Annotated in this window: 19 protein-coding genes; 9 read left to right on the top strand and 10 right to left on the bottom strand. The window is 68.6% G+C overall.

Annotation, left to right across the window (positions count from 1 at the left end; translation table 11 throughout):
- Positions 1-130: 130 nt before the first annotated feature.
- The 3 genes from ispF to IF129_RS15200 form a co-directional block, all read right to left on the bottom strand.
- Positions 131-625: a 2-C-methyl-D-erythritol 2,4-cyclodiphosphate synthase gene (gene ispF / locus IF129_RS15210; RefSeq protein ID WP_191210197.1), complete on the bottom strand. Its 495-nt coding sequence runs from the start codon at positions 623-625 to the stop codon at positions 131-133.
- A complete protein-coding gene (gene ispD / locus IF129_RS15205) occupies positions 615-1,397 on the bottom strand; it encodes a 2-C-methyl-D-erythritol 4-phosphate cytidylyltransferase (RefSeq protein WP_191210196.1) in 783 nt (260 codons plus the stop codon). The genes ispF and ispD overlap by 11 nt, the downstream gene beginning before the upstream one ends.
- 448 nt (positions 1,398-1,845) lie before the next feature.
- The gene (locus IF129_RS15200; RefSeq protein ID WP_031508181.1) at positions 1,846-2,328 is read right to left on the bottom strand and encodes a CarD family transcriptional regulator; all 483 of its coding nucleotides are present in this window, start codon (positions 2,326-2,328) and stop codon (positions 1,846-1,848) included.
- 539 nt (positions 2,329-2,867) lie between these two features.
- Here IF129_RS15200 and IF129_RS15195 point away from each other — a divergent pair.
- Positions 2,868-3,638, top strand: coding sequence for a DUF461 domain-containing protein (locus IF129_RS15195; protein WP_191210195.1), 771 nt, complete (start codon positions 2,868-2,870; stop codon positions 3,636-3,638).
- Between the two features lie 139 nt (positions 3,639-3,777).
- Here IF129_RS15195 and IF129_RS15190 read toward each other — a convergent pair whose 3' ends face one another.
- Together IF129_RS15190 and IF129_RS15185 are read right to left on the bottom strand one after the other, a co-directional pair.
- On the bottom strand, positions 3,778-4,461 hold the full coding sequence (locus IF129_RS15190) for a response regulator (protein WP_191210194.1): 684 nt from the start codon (positions 4,459-4,461) through the stop codon (positions 3,778-3,780).
- Positions 4,458-5,900, bottom strand: a complete 1,443-nt coding sequence (locus tag IF129_RS15185; RefSeq protein WP_224755009.1) for a sensor histidine kinase — start codon at positions 5,898-5,900, stop codon at positions 4,458-4,460. Before IF129_RS15185 ends, IF129_RS15190 begins: the two co-directional genes overlap by 4 nt.
- A gap of 345 nt (positions 5,901-6,245) precedes the next feature.
- Between IF129_RS15185 and phoU the strand changes: the two genes are divergently transcribed.
- Positions 6,246-6,941, top strand: a complete 696-nt coding sequence (gene phoU / locus IF129_RS15180) for a phosphate signaling complex protein PhoU (RefSeq protein ID WP_191210193.1) — start codon at positions 6,246-6,248, stop codon at positions 6,939-6,941.
- A gap of 824 nt (positions 6,942-7,765) precedes the next feature.
- Positions 7,766-9,118 (top strand): Fic family protein, encoded by a 1,353-nt coding sequence (locus tag IF129_RS26965; protein WP_191210192.1) that lies wholly within the window; start codon positions 7,766-7,768, stop codon positions 9,116-9,118.
- A 47-nt stretch (positions 9,119-9,165) separates the two neighbouring features.
- On the opposite strand, the gene IF129_RS15170 is transcribed toward IF129_RS26965, so the two are convergent.
- Together IF129_RS15170 and IF129_RS15165 are read right to left on the bottom strand one after the other, a co-directional pair.
- Complete coding sequence (locus IF129_RS15170) at positions 9,166-10,413, bottom strand: MFS transporter (protein ID WP_191210191.1); 1,248 nt, start codon at positions 10,411-10,413, stop codon at positions 9,166-9,168.
- Positions 10,413-11,426 (bottom strand): NAD(P)/FAD-dependent oxidoreductase, encoded by a 1,014-nt coding sequence (locus IF129_RS15165; protein WP_191210190.1) that lies wholly within the window; start codon positions 11,424-11,426, stop codon positions 10,413-10,415. Before IF129_RS15165 ends, IF129_RS15170 begins: the two co-directional genes overlap by 1 nt.
- Positions 11,427-11,516: 90 nt before the next feature.
- Between IF129_RS15165 and IF129_RS15160 the strand changes: the two genes are divergently transcribed.
- Together IF129_RS15160 and IF129_RS15155 are read left to right on the top strand one after the other, a co-directional pair.
- Positions 11,517-12,095, top strand: a complete 579-nt coding sequence (locus IF129_RS15160) for a helix-turn-helix domain-containing protein (RefSeq protein WP_191210334.1) — start codon at positions 11,517-11,519, stop codon at positions 12,093-12,095.
- Between the two features lie 84 nt (positions 12,096-12,179).
- The gene (locus tag IF129_RS15155; RefSeq protein WP_191210189.1) at positions 12,180-12,536 is read left to right on the top strand and encodes a hypothetical protein; all 357 of its coding nucleotides are present in this window, start codon (positions 12,180-12,182) and stop codon (positions 12,534-12,536) included.
- A 227-nt stretch (positions 12,537-12,763) separates the two neighbouring features.
- On the opposite strand, the gene IF129_RS15150 is transcribed toward IF129_RS15155, so the two are convergent.
- Positions 12,764-14,020: a nucleotide sugar dehydrogenase gene (locus IF129_RS15150; RefSeq protein WP_191210188.1), complete on the bottom strand. Its 1,257-nt coding sequence runs from the start codon at positions 14,018-14,020 to the stop codon at positions 12,764-12,766.
- A gap of 66 nt (positions 14,021-14,086) precedes the next feature.
- On the opposite strand from IF129_RS15150, the gene IF129_RS15145 reads away from it, so the two are divergent.
- On the top strand, positions 14,087-14,860 hold the full coding sequence (locus IF129_RS15145) for a glycosyltransferase family 2 protein (protein ID WP_191210187.1): 774 nt from the start codon (positions 14,087-14,089) through the stop codon (positions 14,858-14,860).
- Here the strand turns inward: IF129_RS15145 and IF129_RS15140 are convergent.
- A complete protein-coding gene (locus IF129_RS15140) occupies positions 14,857-15,783 on the bottom strand; it encodes a TauD/TfdA family dioxygenase (protein ID WP_191210186.1) in 927 nt (308 codons plus the stop codon). The genes IF129_RS15145 and IF129_RS15140 overlap by 4 nt on opposite strands.
- A gap of 332 nt (positions 15,784-16,115) precedes the next feature.
- On the opposite strand from IF129_RS15140, the gene IF129_RS15135 reads away from it, so the two are divergent.
- The gene (locus tag IF129_RS15135) at positions 16,116-17,114 is read left to right on the top strand and encodes an XRE family transcriptional regulator (protein WP_224755008.1); all 999 of its coding nucleotides are present in this window, start codon (positions 16,116-16,118) and stop codon (positions 17,112-17,114) included.
- Between the two features lie 20 nt (positions 17,115-17,134).
- The gene (locus tag IF129_RS15130; protein ID WP_191210184.1) at positions 17,135-17,716 is read left to right on the top strand and encodes an HD domain-containing protein; all 582 of its coding nucleotides are present in this window, start codon (positions 17,135-17,137) and stop codon (positions 17,714-17,716) included.
- Positions 17,717-18,878: 1,162 nt separating this feature from the next.
- On the opposite strand, the gene IF129_RS15125 is transcribed toward IF129_RS15130, so the two are convergent.
- Positions 18,879-19,637 carry a GntR family transcriptional regulator gene (locus tag IF129_RS15125; protein ID WP_191210183.1) on the bottom strand — a complete coding sequence of 253 codons (759 nt, stop codon included), beginning with the start codon at positions 19,635-19,637 and terminating at the stop codon, positions 18,879-18,881.
- Positions 19,638-19,960: 323 nt separating this feature from the next.
- Between IF129_RS15125 and IF129_RS15120 the strand changes: the two genes are divergently transcribed.
- On the top strand, positions 19,961-20,401 hold the full coding sequence (locus tag IF129_RS15120) for an ATP-binding protein (RefSeq protein WP_191210182.1): 441 nt from the start codon (positions 19,961-19,963) through the stop codon (positions 20,399-20,401).
- The last annotated feature ends 51 nt before the right edge of the window (positions 20,402-20,452 follow it).

Below are 20,452 nucleotides of genomic sequence, written 5' to 3'. Positions count from 1 at the left end.
CCTCCCTTACGGTCCGTGCGGTGCGTGGGGGTGGTGACCTTCCACCCGTACCCACCCGAACGGCGTGTTCAAGCCCGCCATTCCGGGGACCGTCCCCGTCCGACGCACGCGTGGGACGGGGAGGCGCGCGTCAGACGGGTCGGCGGTACACGAGTGCCGTCGCGATCGCGGCGAGGCCCTCGGCCCGTCCCGTCAGGCCGAGCCCGTCCGTCGTCGTCCCGGAGACGGAGACCGGCGCGCCCACGGCCTCGGCGAGCACCCGCTGCGCCTCGTCCCGGCGGCGGCCGATCTTCGGGCGCACGCCGACGACCTGGATCGCGACGTTGCCGACGGCGAAGCCCTCCGCACGCACGATCCGCGCCGCCTCCGCCAGGAGCGTGACGCCGGACGCCCCGGACCACTCGGGCCGGTCGGTGCCGAAGTGGGCGCCGAGATCGCCGACGCCGGCGGCGGAGAACAGCGCGTCGCACGCGGCGTGCGCGGCGACGTCGCCGTCCGAGTGACCCGCCAGCCCGTCCCCCTCCGGCCACAGCAGCCCGGCGCACCACAGCGGGCGGCCGGGCTCGAAGGCGTGGACGTCGGTGCCGATGCCGACGAGCGGGAGCGGGGGTGCGTCAGAAGCCATCCTTGGCCCTCCGTCGGGTGAGTACGGCCTCGGCGAGGAGGAGGTCCAGCGGTCGGGTGACCTTGAACGCCTCCTCGTGCCCGGGCACGACGACGACGGGCCGGCCCAGCCGCTCGACCAGGCCCGCGTCGTCGGTGGCGCCCTCGCCCTCGGCGGGGCCGGCGGCGTGGGCCTCGGCCAGCAGCGCCCGGTCGAAGCCCTGCGGCGTCTGGACGGCGCGCAGCAGGGCCCGCTCCGGTGTCCCGGTGACGGGCTCGGGCGTGCCGTCGCCGCGCGGGTCGACCTGCTTGACCGTGTCGGTCAGCGGCACGGCCGGGACGACGGCGGGCGCACCGGCCCGGACGGCGGCGATGACCGCGTCCACGGTCTCGGCGGGGACCAGCGGGCGGGCGGCGTCGTGCACGAGGACGACCTCGATCTCCTCCGGGAGCACCGCCAGACCGAGGCGGACGGAGTCCTGCCGGGTGGCGCCGCCGGGCACGACCACGACGTCGGCGGTGTGGCCGGTGGACGGCAGCGGGTGGGCGTCGAGGAGGTGGCGGACGTCGGTGGCCCCCTCCGGCGGGGCGACGACGACGATGAGGCCGACGTCCCGGGCCCGGGCCATGGCCCGGACGGCGTGGACGAGCATCGGCGTCCCGCCCAGCGCGCGCAGCGCCTTGGGCGCGCCCGGCCCGAGGCGGACGCCGCGCCCGGCGGCGGGGATGACGACTGCGGTGCGCGCCGGGCGGGGTGCCGGGCGGTCGTCACCGTCGGACAGAGGCTCGGACATTGCTTGCGCGTTCAGGTTTGTGTCCTTGGCTGAGATGGGTATGGCACACAGCGTGCCGGGCGCGAGACCTTGGTCGGTCCCTTCCGTGACAACCGACCGGGTCGGCTGCCCGGGCCCGGCATTTCCGGTCTTCAGGGAACAGCTCCGACGGCGCCGTCAGCGGTCCTCTCGGTGTCGGCCGTGCCAACGGACCACCAACGGACTCCCCGGGGGCGGGCATCCGGCCGAAACGTCCGTACCCGAGGCACCGGGCCGGGAGTACCACCGCCGGGACGCAGGCAAAATGCCGCGGCGCCCGAGACGGACGGCCTTGCGGTCGTCACTCGGGCACCACGGCACAGTGCGCGTCGACGCGTCGTCCGTTCCACGCGGCACCACCGGCGGGGGCCGGCGGACGGGAACGGTCAGCGGCTCCAGAAGGCTGAGCCGCCGAGGAGGCCGAGCCCGCTCAGGAGGCCAGCACCTCGTCGAGCAGCGCCTCCGCCTTGTCCTCGTTGGTGTTCTCCGCGAGGGCCAGCTCGCTCACCAGGATCTGCCGGGCCTTGGCGAGCATGCGCTTCTCACCCGCCGAGAGGCCCCGCTCACGCTCACGGCGCCAGAGGTCGCGCACGACCTCGGCCACCTTGATGACGTCGCCGGAGGCGAGCTTCTCCAGGTTCGCCTTGTAGCGGCGGGACCAGTTGGTGGGCTCTTCGGCGTACGGCGCGCGCAGCACCTCGAAGACCCGGTCCAACCCGTCCTGGCCGACCACATCACGCACGCCGACGAGCTCGGCGTTTTCCGCCGGCACACGAACCTCGAGGTCGCCCTGGGCGACCTTCAGAACCAAGTAGGTCTTGTCCACGCCTTTGATCTGACGAGTTTCGATAGCCTCGATCAGCGCGGCCCCGTGATGGGGATAGACCACGGTGTCGCCAACCTTGAACGTCATGTGACAGGTACCCCTTCCGTGGCTATCCAGGATAGCACGGGAAGGAGGTGCCCTGAATGGCATTTCCGCAGGTCAGGGCCTATCTCGGGGCTTGACAAGCATGCCTGTACCGTGCTGCGACCCCGCCGTGCAACCGGGTATTCGCAGGTGGGGGCCCCTCTCGCCGCTCCGCGAATCCACCGGACCGGGCCCCGGGGCCGGATTATCGATGCCCGAAATGCCGGAATTTTTGGATGCCTGTTCGACGTCGGCAATTGATCACCGCTTCCCTCGGTCGGCGTTCGCGCAACGCATCCGCGAACGCCGACCGAAGGGCGGGGAATGATCAATTCGCGAGTTCCCCGCCACATTCGCCGACCGGTAATCCGGTGGGGGCCGCCGGTTCATTTCGCCCCACCGGGCCCGGCGGTCCACCCGGTCGCAGCCGCGCGGGAGGGCTCGGACGACAGGCGGGTCGGGTGCGGTCGCGTCATCCCGGGTCGGTACGCTGAGCCGCTGACAGACCCCTTCCGTCCCTCACCGCTAGGAGATGCGCCGCCGTGAGCAGCAGCCGCAGCAGCCTTCGACGCGGCGCCGTCGCCGCCGCCGTTCTCGCGCTCTCGTCCCTCTCGCTGGCCGGATGCGGCGCGGGCTTCGACGCGGGCACGAACCAGATCCGCCCGGACAACGTCCTGAAGCGGGTCGGGGACATCCAACTGCAGAACGTCACCGTGATCACCTCGGAGGACGCCGACGGCCCGGCGAGCATCACGGCCCGGATCTTCAACGGCGGCGACGAGGACGAGACGCTGGGCGGCATCAGCTTCCGCTCCGACGGCGGCACCGGCACCTTCGTCCTGTCCCCGGCCGACGGCGGCTCGCTGACCGTCCCGGCGGGCGGGCACCTGATGCTCGGCGGCGAGGGCAACGCGTCCGCCATCGTCCAGAACGCGGGCGACCAGGACATCACCGACGGCGAGGCCCAGCAGCTCACCTTCGAACTGAGCGCCACCGGCGACATCGACGTCCGCGCCCTGGTCTTCCCCGCGGAGGACATCACCTACGAGGAGTGGGGCCCGTCGGCCTCACCCTCGGGCGACGGCCCGGAGCAGGACGCCGCCGAGGGCGGGGAGTCCCCCGAGGCCGAGGAGTCGCCCGGGACCGGGGAGTCGCCCGAGGGTGAGCTCCCGGCGGAGGGTGAGGCGCAGGACGACGGCGCCGGGCTCGACGACGGCGTCGGGGGCGACGACACGGACGACGACGGCGACGACGACGCGGACGACGCCGCCGGCGTGGACGTCCCGGCCGACGGCGTCGAGTCCGCCCGCTGAGCCCCGGCCGCCGGGCGCACGCGGCTCCCGCACAGCGCGGGACGCAGGACGCAGCAGCGGGCCCCGGCCGGATGTCTGACCATCCGGCCGGGGCCCGCTCGCGTCGTGGCCCGGACGCTCACGCCCGGGCGGAGACCCCTCAGGGCTCGAACTTGTAGCCCAGGCCGCGCACCGTCACCAGGTAGCGCGGCGCCCCCGGGTCCGGCTCGATCTTGGCGCGCAGCCGCTTGACGTGGACGTCGAGCGTCTTGGTGTCGCCGACGTAGTCCGCGCCCCAGACGCGGTCGATGAGCTGCATCCGCGTCAGCACCCGGCCCGCGTTGCGCAGCAGCATCTCCAGCAGGTCGAACTCCTTCAGCGGCAGGTCGACCTTGCCGCCGGAGACCGTCACCACGTGCCGGTCGACGTCCATCCGGACCGGCCCGGCCTCCAGGGCCGCCGGAGCCGCCTCCTCCGGGCCGTCCCCGCGGCGGCGCAGCACCGCGCGGATACGGGCGACCAGCTCCCGCGAGGAGAAGGGCTTCGTGACGTAGTCGTCGGCTCCTATCTCCAGACCGACGACCTTGTCGATCTCGCTGTCCTTGGCCGTGACCATGATGACGGGCACGTTGCTCACTCCGCGCAGCTGACGGCAGACCTCGGTGCCGGGCAGGCCCGGCAGCATCAGGTCCAGCAAAACGAGGTCGGCGCCGTTGCGCTCGAACTCGTCCAGACCGTCGGGCCCGGTGGCCGCGACGGCGACCTCGAAGCCCTCCTTGCGCAGCATGTACGACAACGCGTCGCTGAACGATTCCTCGTCCTCGACGACGAGCACTCGGGTCACGGGAGGACCTCCGGGGCTGAGAGTTGATCTTGGGTGTAGGTCTCGTAGGGCCGTCCCTCGACGGTGCCCTCCGCACCGCCGGTGTGGCGGGCACGCCGGGAGCGCGTGCGCGGCAGGGCCGCTCCGCCGCCGGGCCCGTCCATCGGGCTGACGGGCTTGACCGGGCCCACGGGTTCGACGGGGTCGACCGGCTCGCCGGCCTCCTCGCCCTCGGGACCGTGGTAGTCCCCGGGCTCCTGGAGCGCTCCGCTGAGCCGGGTACGGCTGCGGCGGCTCTCCTCGGCCCGTTCCCTGGCCTGTCCGGCCTCGGGAAGTCGCAGGGTGAACGTGGAGCCCTGGCCCTCGGCGCTCCACACGGTGACCTCGCCGCCGTGCGAGGCCGCCACGTGCTTGACGATGGCCAGGCCCAGACCCGTCCCGCCGGTCGCCCGGGAGCGGGCCGGGTCGACGCGGTAGAAGCGCTCGAAGATGCGGTCCCGGTCCCGCTCGGAGATGCCGATGCCCTGGTCGGTCACGGCGATCTCGATCATGTCGCCCCCGGGTACGGCGACCCGGCGGGCGGCGATGCCGACCCGCGTCCGGGGCGGGGAGTAGTTCACGGCGTTCTCGACGAGGTTCCCGAGCGCCGCCGCGAGCTGCCCGCGGTGGCCGAAGACGTACAGGTGCTCCGCTCCGGCCGTCGCCATGGTGATCTGCTTGGCCGCCGCGCCCTGTCGGCTGCGGTCGATGGCCTCCTCGATCAGCCCCTCGACGGCGACCGGCTCCGAGTCCTCCAGCGGGTCGTCGTTCTGCACCCGTGAGAGGTCGATCAGCTCCTGCACGAGGTTCGTCAGGCGCGTGGCCTCCTTCTGCATCCGCCCCGCGAAGCGCTCCACGGCCTCCGGGTCGTCGCTCGCGTCCACCACGGCCTCCGACAGCAGCGACAGCGCGCCCACGGGCGTCTTCAGCTCGTGGCTGACGTTCGCCACGAAGTCGCGGCGGATCGCCTCGATGCGACGCGACTCCGTCAGGTCCTCCACCAGCAGCAGCACCAGCCGGGAACCGAGGGGGGCGACGCGGGCGGAAACCGCCAGCGCGTCCCCTCTGCCTCTGCGGGCCAGGTCCAACTCGACCTGCCGTATCTCGCCGTCCCGCCGCGTCTCCCGGGCCATCTGCAGCATCGGGTCCACGGCCAGCCGCCCGCCGCGCACGAGGCCGAGCGCGTACGCGGCCGAGCTGGCCTTCACGACGGCGTCGCCCTCGTCCAGCACGACGGCCGAGGACCGCAGCACCGACAGCACCGTGTCGACGCCCGGCGGCAGCACCGGCTCCGTGTGCAGGGAGGACCGCGTGGGCCGGCTCTGCTCCCGCTCGCTCCAGCGGAACGCGAGGACGGCGATGGCGCCGGTGCACACACCGGCGATCGCGGCCACTGCGGCGATCGCCGCGTTCACGTCCATGGCTTCAGATTAAGCGCGTCGAGGGAGCCCCTCCCAGATCTGCCGGGTCGGCTCGAACACTCGTCCCCCAGAGTTCACCGCCACGACCACGGCGGTTCACTGGATGGGGCACCAATGCCGCAAACCGGCACAAGCACCCACCCGGCTCCTCGTTCGCGCGGCCCCGGAGGCCGCCCGCACGGCCCCCGGCGCCGCCGACGCCCAGAGTTCACCCGCGCGTCCGGAGTGGTTCACTTGGCAGGGCCACTGCGGACGCCTTGCCGCCCCAGCGTGGCAGCGTAGAACACCCGGCCCCGCCGCGGGTCCGGACGCGGCACTTTGGCCAGAAGCGAGGGAAGGACCACCATGCGGGACGCCTACCACGAGGAGCTGGATGCGATCGGCGACAGCCTGGTCGAGATGGCCCGGCTCGTCGGTTCCGCGATCGGCCGCGCCACGACGGCCATGCTCGACGCGGACCTCAAGCTCGCCGAGAGCGTGATCGCCAACGACGACAAGGTCGACGAGCTCCAGCGCGACCTGGAGACGAAGGCGATCCAGCTCCTCGCCCGCCAGCAGCCCGTCGCCACCGACCTGCGCATCGTCGTCACCTCACTGCGCATGAGCGCCGACCTGGAACGCTCCGGCGACCTGGCACAGCACGTCGCGAAGGTCGCACGCCTGCGCTTCCCCGACTCCGCCGTCCCGCGCGACCTGCACGCGACCATCCTGGAGATGGGCCAGCTCGCCCAGCGGCTCATGGCCAAGGCCGCCGAGGTCATCATCACCAAGGACGTCGACCTGGCCCTCCAGCTGGAGGCCGACGACGACAAGATCGACGACCTGCACCGCACCCTCTTCCAGCACCTCATGGACGACCGCTGGAAGCACGGCATCGAGACCGCCGTCGACGTGACGCTGCTCGGCCGCTACTACGAGCGTTTCGCCGACCACGCCGTCTCGGTCGCCCGTCGTGTCGTCTACCTCGTCACCGGCGACTACGCGGACGAGATCGACCCGGCCGCCGTCGTCGCGGCCGCCGAGGAGCCCGCCGCCGACTGAGCGCGTGCCCCCACGCGCCGTTGATGCGCCCGCCCGCGTCGCGGTTCCCTGGGAGGGCTGATGCTCAGCCCAGCTTCAAGGAGGAATGCCGTGCGGAACGCGCAGACCCCGGAACCCGAACGGAACTGCGGCTGCGGCCCCGGCTGCCAGTGCGGCTGCCAGGGCGGCGGTCCCTGCAACTGCGGAGGCGGCTGCGGCTAGCCCCGAGGAGCACGGCGGTGCCCCCGACCGGAGACCCCGGTCGGGGGCACCGCCGTGCCGCGTGCTCACCACCGCGCGGCGGTGATCCCCTGCCGGCTCCGGGCTCCTCAGCCGGGAGTGCCTGTCAGGTGACGGCAACGGGCGACGCACGCGGGGTTCCGGGCGCGGCGGGGGGGGAGTCCGCCCCTCAACTCGGCCGTGGCGGCCACCACGATGTCGACGGCCCCGGCTTCGCAGCGCTGCCGCCGTTGGCCGAGCACTTTCTGGGCCTGCCGAGTCCGGCTGTGCGCGATCATCAGCTGGCGCGCCGGCACGGGGGCGAGCAGTCCTCCGCGCGTGCAAGAGGCCAAGCTCGAAGCTTCCGTTGCGCGTCGGTGCCCGCCTCCGGGTAGAGGAAGCTCGCGCCCCTGCTGACCCAGTGCGTCGCACACCGTCGTCTGTGGAGTAGGCCAACACACACTACTAGTCTGGTAGAAAACAGTAGTTGGCTAGTAGATCAGCGGGGACCTCCTTCCGACCCTCAGGACCCACTGATCTGGTAGCACTGAGTGCTCGGCTGGTAGCAGCGGCCCGTCGGCCGCACTGACCGCCATACGCCCCGACGCTGACCGACGGAGAGCCACGTGAAGCGCCCGATGCCACCACCCAATCCGGACGACTTGCTCAATGCTCTCCTCAAGGAAAAGAACACCGAGAAGGTCGCTCGCATTTTCGTGAGTCCGCGGTCCGGACCTGCGGATGAATATTTGCCTTGGGAGAAAATTCGTTTCAAGAACCCCCCGGAAGGCCTGACTCACGAGGAATGGTGGGCGAGAATCAGGATCACCCGCCGCCAGATGCAGCGGAAGCTACCCCTCGCCGACGTTGAAGATAGAAATTTTACGTTCGCCTTGCCCGATCGAGTCCTGAAGGCACTCGAGCAGGTCACGCGCGACGCCAGTGGCAAAATCACCATCAGCGAACAGGTGACAAACCCCGCAACACGAGACAGGTATCTCGTGGACAGCCTCATCGAGGAGGCAATTAATTCCAGCCAGCTCGAAGGAGCTTCGACCACCCGCCGGGTAGCCAAAGAGATGCTGCGAGCAGGACGTGCACCCCGGTCTCGCGACGAGCGAATGATCGTGAACAATTTCCAAGCGATGCGAATGATCGGAGAGATCAAAGACAGTCAACTCACCCCCGAGCTCATCTGTGAGATCCACAGGGTGGTGACCGACGGCACACTCGACAACGCAGAGTCGTCGGGGCGCTTTCAGGTGCCAGGTGAAGAACGAGTGGGCGTTTTCGCCGACGACGGGCTTCTCCTCCACACTCCGCCGCCGGCAGAGATGCTGCCCGAACGCATGGAGAGACTGTGCCGATTCGCCAACGGGCAACTTGACGAAGAAAGCTACATCCCCCCTGTACTTCGCGCCATCACTGTGCACTTCATGATTGGCTACGATCACCCCTTCGAAGATGGAAACGGTCGGACCGCTCGGGCACTCTTCTACTGGTCCATGTTGAACCAGGGGTACTGGCTCACAGAATTCGTCGCCATTTCGCAGATTCTCAAGAATGCTCCTGTGAAATATGCACACAGCTACCTCTACAGCGAAGATGACGAAAACGACCTGACGTACTTCCACCTTCATCAACTAAACGTGCTACAGCGATCAATCGAGAACCTTCATTCCTACCTCGCGAAGAAGGCGCAAGACGTCAAGGAACTGCAAAGGAGGATTTCAGGCGCCGCCACTTGGTTCAATCACAGGCAGCTGACTCTCCTAGAATACGTGACCAAGAACCCGAACGCCTCCGTCACCGCGCAGTCACACATGAGCAGCCACAACATCGTTTACGAGACGGCTCGACAGGACCTTATCGGGCTGGAAGCACAAGGGCTCCTGAACAAACGGCGCTCCGGCCGGGCGTTCATCTGGTCGCCGGTAGCGGACCTTGAGGCCAGGTTGCACGCGATGGCGGACCATTAGGAAGTCGACCGGATGCCCCGGCCGGGGGCACCGCCGTCGCTACGTGCTCACCACCGCGCGGCGGTGGCTCCCACGGGTCGGCCCCGGACCGTCGCGTCGCGTGACCGGTCGAGGAGGACGAGGGGGACGGCGGACGCCGCGAGGGCGGCCCCGATCAGGCACACGACGGTGAGGGCCGCCCCCTGGGTGAGAGCGGCGGCTGCGAGGGCCGGGGTGATGCTGATGCCCAGCTGGAACGCCGACACGGCCGTGGCACCGGCGAGCGTGGGCGCGTCGGCCGCGACGGTGAAGACGCGTCCGAAGACGGCGGGATTCAGCACGAACGCCGCGACACCGATCAGGAAGACCGCGGGCACCACCACCCAGATCTGCCGGATCGAGGCGGCGATCACCACCGACAGGACCACGATCGCCGACGCGCCCGTCAGGAGGGCCAGGTGCGGCCGCTGATCGGCGACCCGGCCGCCGAGGGACAGGCCGACGAAGGCACCGGCCCCGAAGAGCGCGAGCACCGCCGGGATCCACACGTCCGGCATACCGGTGATCTCGTCGAGCATGGCCGCGAGGAAGTTGAACGTGATCATGTACGCGGCCGTGGTCAGGATGGTGACCGCGTAGACGATCCACAGACTCGGCCTCCGCAGGGTGGCGAGCTCCCGCGACACGCCGGACCGGGAGGAGCCGGCGGGATCGGCGGAGTCGGGATCGGCGGCGGGCAGCCCGAGGAGGCACCCGACGATCCCCACGACCGTGAGGGCGACGACGGCCCAGAAGCCGTTGCGCCACTCGGTGACGTGGCCGAGCAGCGTCCCCCCGGGACCACCGGCCACCATGGCCACACTCAGCCCGCTCACCACCACGCCGGAGGCGCGGGCCTTGCGGTCCGGGGTCACCAGGCCGATCGCCGTCACCGTCGCCACGGCGAAGAAGGCCGCGTAGGCGACGCCCGCGACCAGACGCGCGACCAGCAGGACCTCGTAGCCGCCCAGCTGTCCGACGGTGATGCTGACGGCGAAGACGCACTGGCTCACCACGAGCGCGGCACGGCGTGGCCAGCGCAGGCTGAGCACGGCGAACGGCGGCCCGCCGACCACGACGCCCAGTGCGAACGCCGTGATCAGGAACCCGGCCGAGGAGAGCGTGACGTCCAGGTCGGCGGCGACCGCCGGCAGAACGCCGGCCAGCAGGAACTCCGCGCTGCCCATGGCGAACAGGCTGAAGCCGAGCAGATACACCCCGGCGGGCAGTCGCGTGGACCGACCGCCCGGGGACGACTCCGCGACCGTGCCGACCATCAGTGCCCGCCCCCGCCGTCGGGCCGCCCCCGGTCGACGGCGGCGGACAACTCCTGGTCGAGCAGCCGGCCGGCCATGTTGATCGCCGCCGTCGAACCCGCTCCCGCGGCGGCGACGACCTGCGCCCGGGGGTTGACCACGTTCCCGGCCGCCCAGAGCCCGGGAACGCTCGTCGCCCCCTGGGAGTCGACGGCGACCAGGCCGCTCGCCGGGTCCGCGGCGGCACCCAGCTGCGTCAGGACCGCGTCGTGGGGCACCGGGCGAGGCGCCACGAAGACGGCCTCGCACAGGACCGTCTCGGCGTCGCCGAGCTCGATCGCCACCGTGTTCCCGCCCGCCGTACCGGCAGGCGTCGCGACCCGCGTGACAGGAGCGTCGACCAGCCGTACGCCGTACGCGGCCAGGCGCCGCCGTTCGCCGTCGCCGACCTCCGTGCCGTTGGTGCAGAACGTCACCGAGGAGCTGTAGCGGCGCATCAGCGCGGCCAGGTGCGCCGACACCGCCGACGTCATCGCCGTCGCCGGGTTGCCGAGTACGGCGATCCCGCGCCCCCGCACCTCGTAGCCGTGGCAGTGGGGGCAGTGGTGCACCGTGGACGCCCACCGCTCGGCCAGTCCCGGGACGTCGGGGAGCTCGTCGCTCAGCCCGGTCGCCACCAGCACGGACCGGGACCGCAGCACCCTGCCGTCGTCGAGCCGGAGCTCGAACGTGCCGACCGACGTCCGCACGGCCTCGACCACGGACGCCCGCACGAGCGTCCCGCCGTAACGACCCAGCTCGCTCCGGCCCCTGGCGACGAACTCCTTCGGCGCCAGGCCGTCCTGGGTGAGATACCCGTGCATGTGGTCGGCGGGCCCGTTGCGGGGCTCGCCGCCGTCCACGACCAGGGTCGCGAACCGTGCCCTCGCGAGCACCAGCCCGGCCGACAGGCCGGCGGCCCCGCCCCCGACGATGATGCCGTCCCACAGTGTCTCCGCCTGCGATCCGGTCGTCGACTGCCGCGTTGCGTCCATGTGGATCACCTCCACCGAAAGGATCCGCAGCCTGTTTCACTTCCGACAACATTCGTTGCCGGTTCCGGGACGCGCTGCTTGACTGAGACCATGGAGGACCAGCCCAGCGTCACCGCCGCGATCGAGCAGATCGCCCCCCGCCTGCGCAGCGCCCGGCTGAAGAAGGGCGTCAGTCTGGCCGACCTCGCGCGCACCACCGGCATCTCGACCAGCACCCTGTCCCGGCTGGAGTCCGCGCAGCGCAAGCCGAGCCTCGAACTCCTCCTGCCGATCACCGCCGCCCTGGGCATCCCCCTCGACGAGATCGTCGCCGCACCCCGGATCCTCGACCCGCGCGTGCCCCAGCAGCCCACCAGGAAGGACGGCCGCGTATTGGTCCCGCTCTCCCGCCAGCAGGGCGAACCGCGTGCGTACAAGATGACGATTCCCGCCCACGACAGCGAGCCGCACCTGCGAACCCACGACGGCTACGAGTGGCTGTACGTCCTGCGCGGACGACTCCGCGTGAAACTGAGCGACCAGGACTTCGTCATGGGCGCCGGCGAGGCCGCCGAGTTCGACTGCCGGATCCCCCACTGGTTCGGAGCCGCAGGCCGCGGCAGCGTCGAGGTCCTCAGCCTCTTCGGCAAGCAGGGTGAACGCATCCACCTCCGCACCCGGCGGCGCTGACCGGCACCGGCTCCCTCCGATCGCCTCGGGCTCTGGCGGGTACGGGGCTCGGGACGCCGGAGGAGCGGCGAATATGATGTGCTCGTGTCGAAGCCCGATGAATTGCTCGTCGCCGTCGCCGCCCTGGTGGAGTCCGGGCAGAGCAACCAGATGTCCCTGACCGTGGTCACCGGTGGTGCCGTCATCACCGGTCGACTGGCCTCCGAAGCCGTGTGGAGGCAGAGGGTGTCGGAGGTGCTGACGGCCTCAGAGCGCCTCAGCGAGTTCTCCGCCGCCTTCGGTGCCCCCACCACGAGCGGACCGCCCACACACCTGCACTTCCACGTCGCCCGCATCCTCCAGGGCACGGTGGGGATCCCCGAGACGGGCGGAATGTACCGCGTCGCGATCGAGGACATCAGCGCCTGGACCGTCGGCGACTTCAGCTACACCGACCACTGACCCCACCCGGCGACAGCAACCCGCCACCGCTGCGGCCCGGCACGACCCCCGACCGGGCCGCAGCGAACCTGGGGGTCCCGGGAGGCATCGCTTGGGCCTCACGAGTAGTGCAGGATTCCAACGCCACGGCAAGCGAGTAGCGCGACTGCTCGTCTTTGCGAAACAGCTAGCGAAAGAAGAGTGATCGACAGCGCAACCAGCAACTCCAGTCACAGTGCCAGCCCTTCCTACAGAACCTCGACGTTCGCACCGGATAGTCGGTTTCGGCAGTCGAGCACGTAGGGAGCGTGCTTCAGGACGGTCTCGTAGTCGAACTCCGCATGGTCTGTCAGCAGCACCACAGCATCGGATGCGGCGATCTCCTCCGCCGTTGCGATGACTCGAGTCAGTGGCGTGTTGATGTGGATGTCGTCTACGACATGCGGGTCCGCCCCTCGAACCTCGGCCCCGAGGTCGAGCAGTAGCTCGGCCACTCGTACGGAAGGCGACTCGCGGGCGTCGGAGGTGTTCGCCTTGTACGCCAGGCCAAGTAGCAGGACGCGAGACCCCCTGACTGCCATGCGGCGTGTGTTGAATGCCTCCGTGAGCCTCCGGACCACGTAGTCGGGCATGTGGGCGTTCACGTCGTTGGCGAGGTCCACGAAGCGAAACGGAACGCCGGCCGCGCGCTCTACTTTCCAGGACAGGAGTGAGGGGTCGATTGGTAGGCAGTGTCCGCCCACGCCGGGCCCGGGAGTGAAGCGCATGTAGCCGAAGGGCTTTGAGGCGGCGGCGTCGATCGCCTCCCAGGCGCTCACCCCGAGCGGGCGCGCGAGCATCGCCATCTCGTTGACCAGCGCGATGTTCACATGTCGGAAGGTGTTTTCGATCAGCTTGGTCAGCTCGGCGACCTTCGTCCCGGAAACCGTGATCGTGATCTCCACCACGGTGTCGTAGAAGCTCCTGACCACGTCGAGCGATGCGGCATCGATGCCGGACACCACCTTGGGTGTCTTCTCGAACGGCCACGCCTTGTTTCCCGGGTCGATACGCTCCGGACTAAAGCCGACGTGAAAGTCCGCGCCAGCGGTCAGGCCGGATGCCTTCTCCAAGATCGGTAGCACCAGCTCCTCTGTAGTACCGGGGTACGTCGTGGACTCTAGGACCACAGTCGCGCCGGGACGCAGGTGCTCGCCGATCGTCTGGGCGCAGGACTCGACGCAGGTCAGGTCGGGCACCCCGTCCCGCAGCGGGGTCGGCACGGTGATCACCGCGACATCGTACGGGGGCAGTGCGTCGGCATCGGCGATCACACGGTAGGCCTTGGATTCCAGCACGGCGCGGAGCCGCGCGGACGCCACATCCTCCACATAGGAGCGGCCTGCGGCCAACTGCTGGACGCGCTGTGGGTCGACGTCGTAACCGACGACGCGGTGGCCCACCTCTGCGGCGCGCACGGCCAGCGGAAGCCCCACGTAGCCCTGACCAGCTACGACAACATCCATGGCAGCTCCTATTCCATCGCGATGCTTGAATGAACCGTCGTTCCTGACTGAGCAAGGAGTAGTGCTGTGTCCCTGGTGTCTGTCGTGATGCCCGTGTACAACTCGGCGACGACTCTCGGTGCAGCGATTCGGTCGGTGCTCTCGCAGACCCACAGCGATCTGGAGCTGTTGATCACCGACGACCGATCGACCGATGACTCCATGGACCTGCTGATGGACTTCGCCCGGGAGGACGAGCGGGTTCTGCCGGAATCGGCTCCCGAGCGAGGCGGTGCGGGCCGCGCCCGGAACCGCGCTATGGAGCGAGCCAAGGGGGACTACATCGCCTTTCTCGACAGCGACGACATGTGGTTGCCGGAGAAGGCAGAACGGCAGCTCGCGTTCGCCGCAGAGGGCAGCGCGCCGCTGACCTTCACTTCCTACTTCAAGATGTCTGCCGACTACGCGGGCGAGAGCACCGACTTCGTCCCGAATGGGCGGGTGATTCACGCGAAGGAACACGTGGAGTACCGCCAGATGCTCGTCCGGGACTACATCGGAGCCTTGACCGCCATGTATGACCGCAACGTGCTGGGCACCAGGCTGATGCCGGAGATGCGTAAGCGCCAGGACTACGCCCTGTGGTTGTCGATCATGCGGGGTGGCTTCGACGCTCGGGGGCTGAAGGAGCCGCTGGCGGTGTACCGGGCCCACCAAGCGGGCTCTCTGTCCTCCAACAAGCTCAGCCTCGTCCAGTACAACTGGGAGCTGTGCCGCAAGCACGAGCACCTGTCGGTAGCCCGATCGACACGGGCCCTGGCCGGTGCCGTGTGGCAGTCGCTGCGCAACTCCCGGATCTAGCTTCTGCGACGCAAGAACAGTTGAAGCAGCAGGCGGCGCTTCTCGTGCGAGACTTCGTGCTGGCCTTCCGCTAGTGGTTCGCGGCCGTGGACCCAGCGGTGTTGGTTCACGATCAGGAAGTCACCACGTTGGAGCGTGAAGGAGACTTGCCCGGCAACCATCTGGTCAGCAAGCTCCTTGGCAGCGGAGGCGTGCTCCTCATCAAGATCGGACTCGGCCAGCATCTTGGCCGTGAAGCGAACGAACCCGGTGTCAACGGGTTTACCGTCCAGGACCGGGAACGGAGCGTACTCCTCGCCGACATCTGACAGCTCGAAGAAGCTGCCGTAGCGGTAGGCCGCATCGGCCAGGAGAGCGCGACTTGATGGCGCCAGGCGGCATACGGCCTCGCGCGCATTGGAGAGGATACTCGCGCCCGCACCGAGCGGATCGGGTCGGACGCACAACAGTGTTGTGTAGTCCGGGGGATGAGTTACGTTCACCAAGTCCATGTGGAACGCGTTGTACCCCACGCCCGTGGATAGCCCGGGCTTGGCGTTGAGGTTGGTCCCCAGTTCCTTCCACAGCGGCCATCGCGTGAACGGTTGAAAGGGCACTGCGACAGCGGAGAGGATCGCAGTCGCCAGACGAAGGAAACCATCACCGATCCCTAACGCATGAGCGATATTCCCCAGGCGTACCACGGCGTATCCGCCCGATGCTCCGCCCAGCGCCTCGAGAAGGGCACTGACGGCTTCCTGGTAATTCGGAGCCGAGGCCAGTTCAGCCCGGTACCTCGTGAGCGTGGAATCAGTCAGGAACGTGCCTTTCATACTCCAAGCCGGGAGGTCCTTTGCAAGATCGATCAGCGCCTCCTCAAGCCGGCCCGGCAGGTAGATGAACGTGCCTGCGCGGCCATGTGGCAGAGAGCCCACGGCAGCCATCCCTTCTGTGCATGTCATTTGAGTAGGTCACCACGGCCCGACCCGTTTGATCTGTCCGCGCGTCAGGTCGCGTTCGTGACTGCGGCGTCATGCCCTGGTTGAGATGAGGCCCCCAACCCGACGGGAGGTGGATGATTCCGTTTCCAGAATCTACGGTCGCTTGGGGTGGAGTAGGACTGACTGTGGGTACGGGTTGGAGGGTCGAACGCACAGGAGGCGGCATGACCGCGAAAGGAACCGCACGACGGCGTGCTGCAACAGGTGCCATCGCAGGGTTCTTACTTCGCATGGCCCGGGAAAGCGTGCGAAGCCAGAGCAACACTCAAGTAGGCATGGCTGAAACCATGGGGGTTGACCTCGCCACGTGGCAAGGCTGGGAGTCCGGGCGCAGGCCGCTCGCAAACGTCAAGGCTGGCATGGTCCTCGACATCCGGCGCCGGTTGCTGGCCCTCGGCGCCGACTCTTGCGTCCTCAGGATGCTCGATGCTGCCATGGATGCGGACCGCATCATCAGTGCGACGACTCACCCCGAGGAGATACGGCGTCACCCTCTCGCTGATTGGGTTCACACTCGCGACACGGCCCACATGATCGCCTGGGCCCTAAACGGAACCACCCCGCCCGCCCTCATCAGTCGTTCGACACAAAGTCGCCGAGGCCCTGTCGCCAAGGCGCCGTTGCTGTCCGCTCCGGACCGCAACACGTTCTTCTCGCGGTTACGAGACGCTGCGGACTCGGCCGTCCGCGAAGGTGAGGACGGGCTGCTTCTCCACCGACAGGCGCTCTACCTGTGCTCGTACGACCGGGCGACGGAAGCAAGCTCATGGGTGGGGCATGCACTACACGCTCGACGTGATCTGATTGCGGCCCGAGGCTGGACGCCCCACTGGGCAACGGCACGGTCAACCGCGACTGCACTCGTACGACTGGGGGACAGCCAACCACTGTTGGACTTCATCGACAGGGCGATGGTGGACGACGACACGGCCGAGACAGCGAACCTCAACTACTGGGCCTACTGGCTCGGGGCCATCCGGGAGCCGCAGGCGAATGACGGCTTCATGCGGGAGCGGCCAACCGACTGGGAGCCTGTACGCCTACTGAGAGGTCTCGCGAACGGCCTCCACCAGGCGCCCGGCTACGTGGACCTGTACGTCCACTCCCTCTGGGCACTGCTCACATCTCACAGATGGCTGCCTCTGGCGGACCGCGAGCTGGCAGATCAAATCGCGCTGCGCACAGCCCGACTTCTCGACCACGACCGAATCTCCGTGCGATCAAGGCGGGAACTCAGCGCAGTGGCTTACGTTCTACGCGAGAACCGCACGTGACACACAGGAGGACGCGTCTTATGGCGGACACAGAGCACGAGCAGGCGAAGGGCACAGCAGGCTTCCTGCTGGAGATGGGGATGCTGAAGCGAGCCAAGCGGTCCGGCTGGTGGATCGCCGGGGTCAAGGACCCCGAGACGATCGCCGAGCACAGCTTCAGGGTTGCTCTCATCGGCTCCGTGCTCGCCATGATGGAGGGCGCCGACCCGGGCAGGACGGCTCTCCTGGGCCTCTGGCACGACACCCAGGAGACCCGGGTCGGCGACATCCCGCACATCGGCCGGCGCTACCTCGAAGCCATCGGCAACGAGAAGGTGACCGCAGATCAGGTCTCGGCAGCACACCCGGCGGTGAGGGCTGGGGCGAGGCGGATCGTGGAGGAGTACGAGAACGGTGACTCACTCGAAGTGGTCTGCGCGCACGACGCTGACAAGCTGGAGTGCCTGGTTCAGGCCGTGGAGTATCGGGAACAGGGATGCTCCAACGTCCAGCCCTGGATTGACAGCAGCCTCTCGAAGCTCAAGACGGCCTCCGCCCAGGCCCTTGCCGAGGCTGCACTGAACATGACCTCGATCGAGTGGCAGCAGACGTACCTCCGCTGAGCCGGGCCGTCCCGTTGGGCGCAGGCTGTGAAAACGCCCCCGGCCCACACCATAAGTGCAGGTCGGGGCGTGATCACAAACTCTATTTCTTCTTGCCCTGGTTCTGACTGGCCCTGCTGGTCACCTGACCGGATGCGGTTGTGACCTGCGATGGAGCGGGCTACATGGGTCACCTGGGGCCGCCCTCGCACGGCCCACGGGCGGCCCCAGCCTCGGCGGGAAGACCGGGAGTAGATGCCTGCCTCAGCCTTCCCCTCTCTCGGTTGCGCCCTCTTCCGCCGTCTCCACTTGGGGGTGGGAGTTGCCGAAGCGCTTCCTAGGAAAAGAGGAGAGCCAGCGGTAAGCCCTGGCAGTCACGACTACTGCGAGGGCGGCACCGACGTTGGTGATCACGTCATACAGAAAAGCCTGCACATCTACTCCGTGGGCAGCTTGAAGCTCCCCACCGGATGAGCGGGCTGAGGCATGCGTCGAGTCGTAGTCGATCGACTGGAAAGTTACCCCGTCCTCGCACAGGGGCCACATTCGCGCAGTAGCCTTAGAAAGGTAGCCGAGAAATGTCTAGTTCGTCCATCCCCTCCTCTGCGGCGGCGTCGACGATCCGCCACCACCTCTCCCGCTGAATCTGAGGAGTGCGACCACATCTCGGACATATGAAGGTATATGAGTCGTGGCCGATCATGCTGCGAGGTTCAGCATCCGCCATAGGCGGAGCAAAGTGCTCCAGCGCGAAGCTCATGCCTCGCTCTTCGGAGGTCTTCCGAGCCGTCGTGAGTCGGATACCGCCATGCTGTCCACGGTCAGTGCACACGATGCAGATGTAGTACTCAGGTGTCCCGTCTTGCGTGGTTTCGTCGTCTCCCACGGCTGGACGATACCCCGATGCCGTTGGAGAGCCCCAGAAGGCCGGTGGAGCGACTTTGGGCGGTGGCCTGCCCGCGTAGTGCTTGATGAGGGACCCGAGCCGGGGAGGTGCCTGAGTCGTGGATACGACCGACCCCCGACGGCGCTCTCTGTGACCGCAACCCCGCTGGCTGGTGCGGCCGACGCCGGTGGCGGAGACATGGAGGCCGCGGACACCGACGGCGGACGCGCCGTGCGCGGGGCGCCTTGAACCCGGGAAGAAGGTGGTACCTCGCTCACTGGTCGGGACAGCCCGGACTCAAGCGTCGAAGTCGTACTCCAGGATGTACGAGGCGGCGTCCAGCGTCATTTCGTTGACCTCTACAGGGCGGCCTTCGTCTGTGTATGCGGTGCGGCAGACGAGGATGACAGGCGTACCCGCGGACATGCTGAGTTGCGTCGCCTCAGCCTTCGAAGGCATACGGGAGCGGATCTCTTCACGGAAGTGCACGGGCTTGTAGCCGATTTCGGCGAGCCTGGCGTACGTACCGCCCTGCCCGGTTTCCTCCTCCGTGATCGCGGACCCGGCGACCAGGGACGCAGGCAGATAGCTCGTCGCGAGCAGGACGGGCTTGCCGTCCAGGACGAAGCGTCGACGCCTCACGCACACCGTCTCCTCGTCGGCCAAGTCCAAGACCGCGCTGATACGGTCAGGCGCTGCTTCGTCGGACACCGTGACCTGGTCCACTTCGAGTGAGCGGTTCTCGATGTCGGCCGACCAGATGGAACGGCCGTTGCCCCATTGCTGTTGGGCGAGACGCTGGATGCCCTGGCGCCGAAGCGGGCGGAACTCCCGGACGAACACGCCGGCGCCCTTACGGGCTTCGGCGACGCCTTCGTCCCGGAGGACGCTCAAAGCCTGGCGGGCCGTCATGCGAGCCACGCCGTGCGTGGCCATGAGGTCATTTTCTCCCGGGAGTCGATCACCGGGACCGTACTCGCCCGACCGGATCGCCTCGCGCAGCGTGTCAGCGATCCGCTGGTACTTGGGACGCCGGTCGTCTCCGGTGTTGGCCATTCCGACCCTCCTCTCCATCTCTAGACACCTTAGGCCACAGGTCAGGGGTTCGCTCGCTCCGAGTAGCCGTGCTGGCCGCCAAGAGCAGGGCTCAACAGGGGACTTGACGTCTCTAGAGATGTTCGCCACAGTCCATGTCTAGAGATGTCGCCGAGCGTTCTCCGAAATGAGGGGTGTTGTATGGCGTCGTTCGGGATCGATCCCCCGGCTGCCGTGGTGTCAGCGGCGAGAATGTCGACTGCAAAGCTCAGCAGCACGGACGGCCAGGAGCGCCACAGTCGACATCACCTCCACTGCGACCGCAGCGGCGGGAGTGAGTACTGATGGCTTACTCGATCGACCTCCATCCGAGTGACGAGTCACCGCGCCTCGGCGCGATGGCTCTGTTTCCCGTCGCGGAGTCCGTACCCCGGGCCCGGCACTGGTTCCGGAGGTTCGTCACTCCCTACCACCCGGCCTGTTCGGTCGACGACTGCGTCCTGATGCTCTCGGAACTGGTGACCAACGCCGTCGTCCACGGCAGGTCGGATGAATCCTGGCTCGTCCGAGTGGAGTGGTTCCGTGCGGGGACCTCGCTCCGGGTCGAGGTGCACAATCCGGGACTCCCGGAGAGCGTGCGGCTGAGATGCCCCGACGCGAGCGACGCGCACGGGCGCGGGCTCCTGCTGGTCGACTCCATCGCCGACTCCTGGCACTGTGGGCCGAGCCGCTTCGGCGGAACGGTGGTCTCCTTCACGGTCGCCGACGCCTGGCCCCCGTCCTGATACGGCCGATCGGGCGGACGACGGCCCGAATACACCAGTCAGCCCCCGCTC

The sequence above is a fragment of the Streptomyces chumphonensis genome (genome assembly GCF_014779715.1).
GTDB classification, from domain to species: domain Bacteria; phylum Actinomycetota; class Actinomycetes; order Streptomycetales; family Streptomycetaceae; genus Streptomyces; species Streptomyces chumphonensis.
This window is presented reverse-complemented; position numbering and strand designations above follow the sequence as displayed.

Excerpts from the sequence above, each read along its gene's own strand:
- ispF (WP_191210197.1), bottom strand. The coding sequence starts at position 625 with ATGGCTTCTGACGCACCCCCGCTCCCGCTCGTCGGCATCGGCACCGAC.
- ispD (WP_191210196.1), bottom strand. The coding sequence starts at position 1,397 with ATGTCCGAGCCTCTGTCCGACGGTGACGACCGCCCGGCACCCCGCCCG.
- IF129_RS15200 (WP_031508181.1), bottom strand. The coding sequence starts at position 2,328 with ATGACGTTCAAGGTTGGCGACACCGTGGTCTATCCCCATCACGGGGCC.
- IF129_RS15185 (WP_224755009.1), bottom strand. The coding sequence starts at position 5,900 with ATGGACGTGAACGCGGCGATCGCCGCAGTGGCCGCGATCGCCGGTGTG.
- phoU (WP_191210193.1), top strand. The coding sequence starts at position 6,246 with ATGCGGGACGCCTACCACGAGGAGCTGGATGCGATCGGCGACAGCCTG.
- IF129_RS15170 (WP_191210191.1), bottom strand. The coding sequence starts at position 10,413 with ATGGTCGGCACGGTCGCGGAGTCGTCCCCGGGCGGTCGGTCCACGCGA.
- IF129_RS15165 (WP_191210190.1), bottom strand. The coding sequence starts at position 11,426 with ATGGACGCAACGCGGCAGTCGACGACCGGATCGCAGGCGGAGACACTG.
- IF129_RS15160 (WP_191210334.1), top strand. The coding sequence starts at position 11,517 with ATGGAGGACCAGCCCAGCGTCACCGCCGCGATCGAGCAGATCGCCCCC.
- IF129_RS15150 (WP_191210188.1), bottom strand. The coding sequence starts at position 14,020 with ATGGATGTTGTCGTAGCTGGTCAGGGCTACGTGGGGCTTCCGCTGGCC.
- IF129_RS15140 (WP_191210186.1), bottom strand. The coding sequence starts at position 15,783 with ATGGCTGCCGTGGGCTCTCTGCCACATGGCCGCGCAGGCACGTTCATC.
- IF129_RS15135 (WP_224755008.1), top strand. The coding sequence starts at position 16,116 with ATGGCTGAAACCATGGGGGTTGACCTCGCCACGTGGCAAGGCTGGGAG.
- IF129_RS15130 (WP_191210184.1), top strand. The coding sequence starts at position 17,135 with ATGGCGGACACAGAGCACGAGCAGGCGAAGGGCACAGCAGGCTTCCTG.
- IF129_RS15125 (WP_191210183.1), bottom strand. The coding sequence starts at position 19,637 with ATGGCCAACACCGGAGACGACCGGCGTCCCAAGTACCAGCGGATCGCT.
- IF129_RS15120 (WP_191210182.1), top strand. The coding sequence starts at position 19,961 with ATGGCTTACTCGATCGACCTCCATCCGAGTGACGAGTCACCGCGCCTC.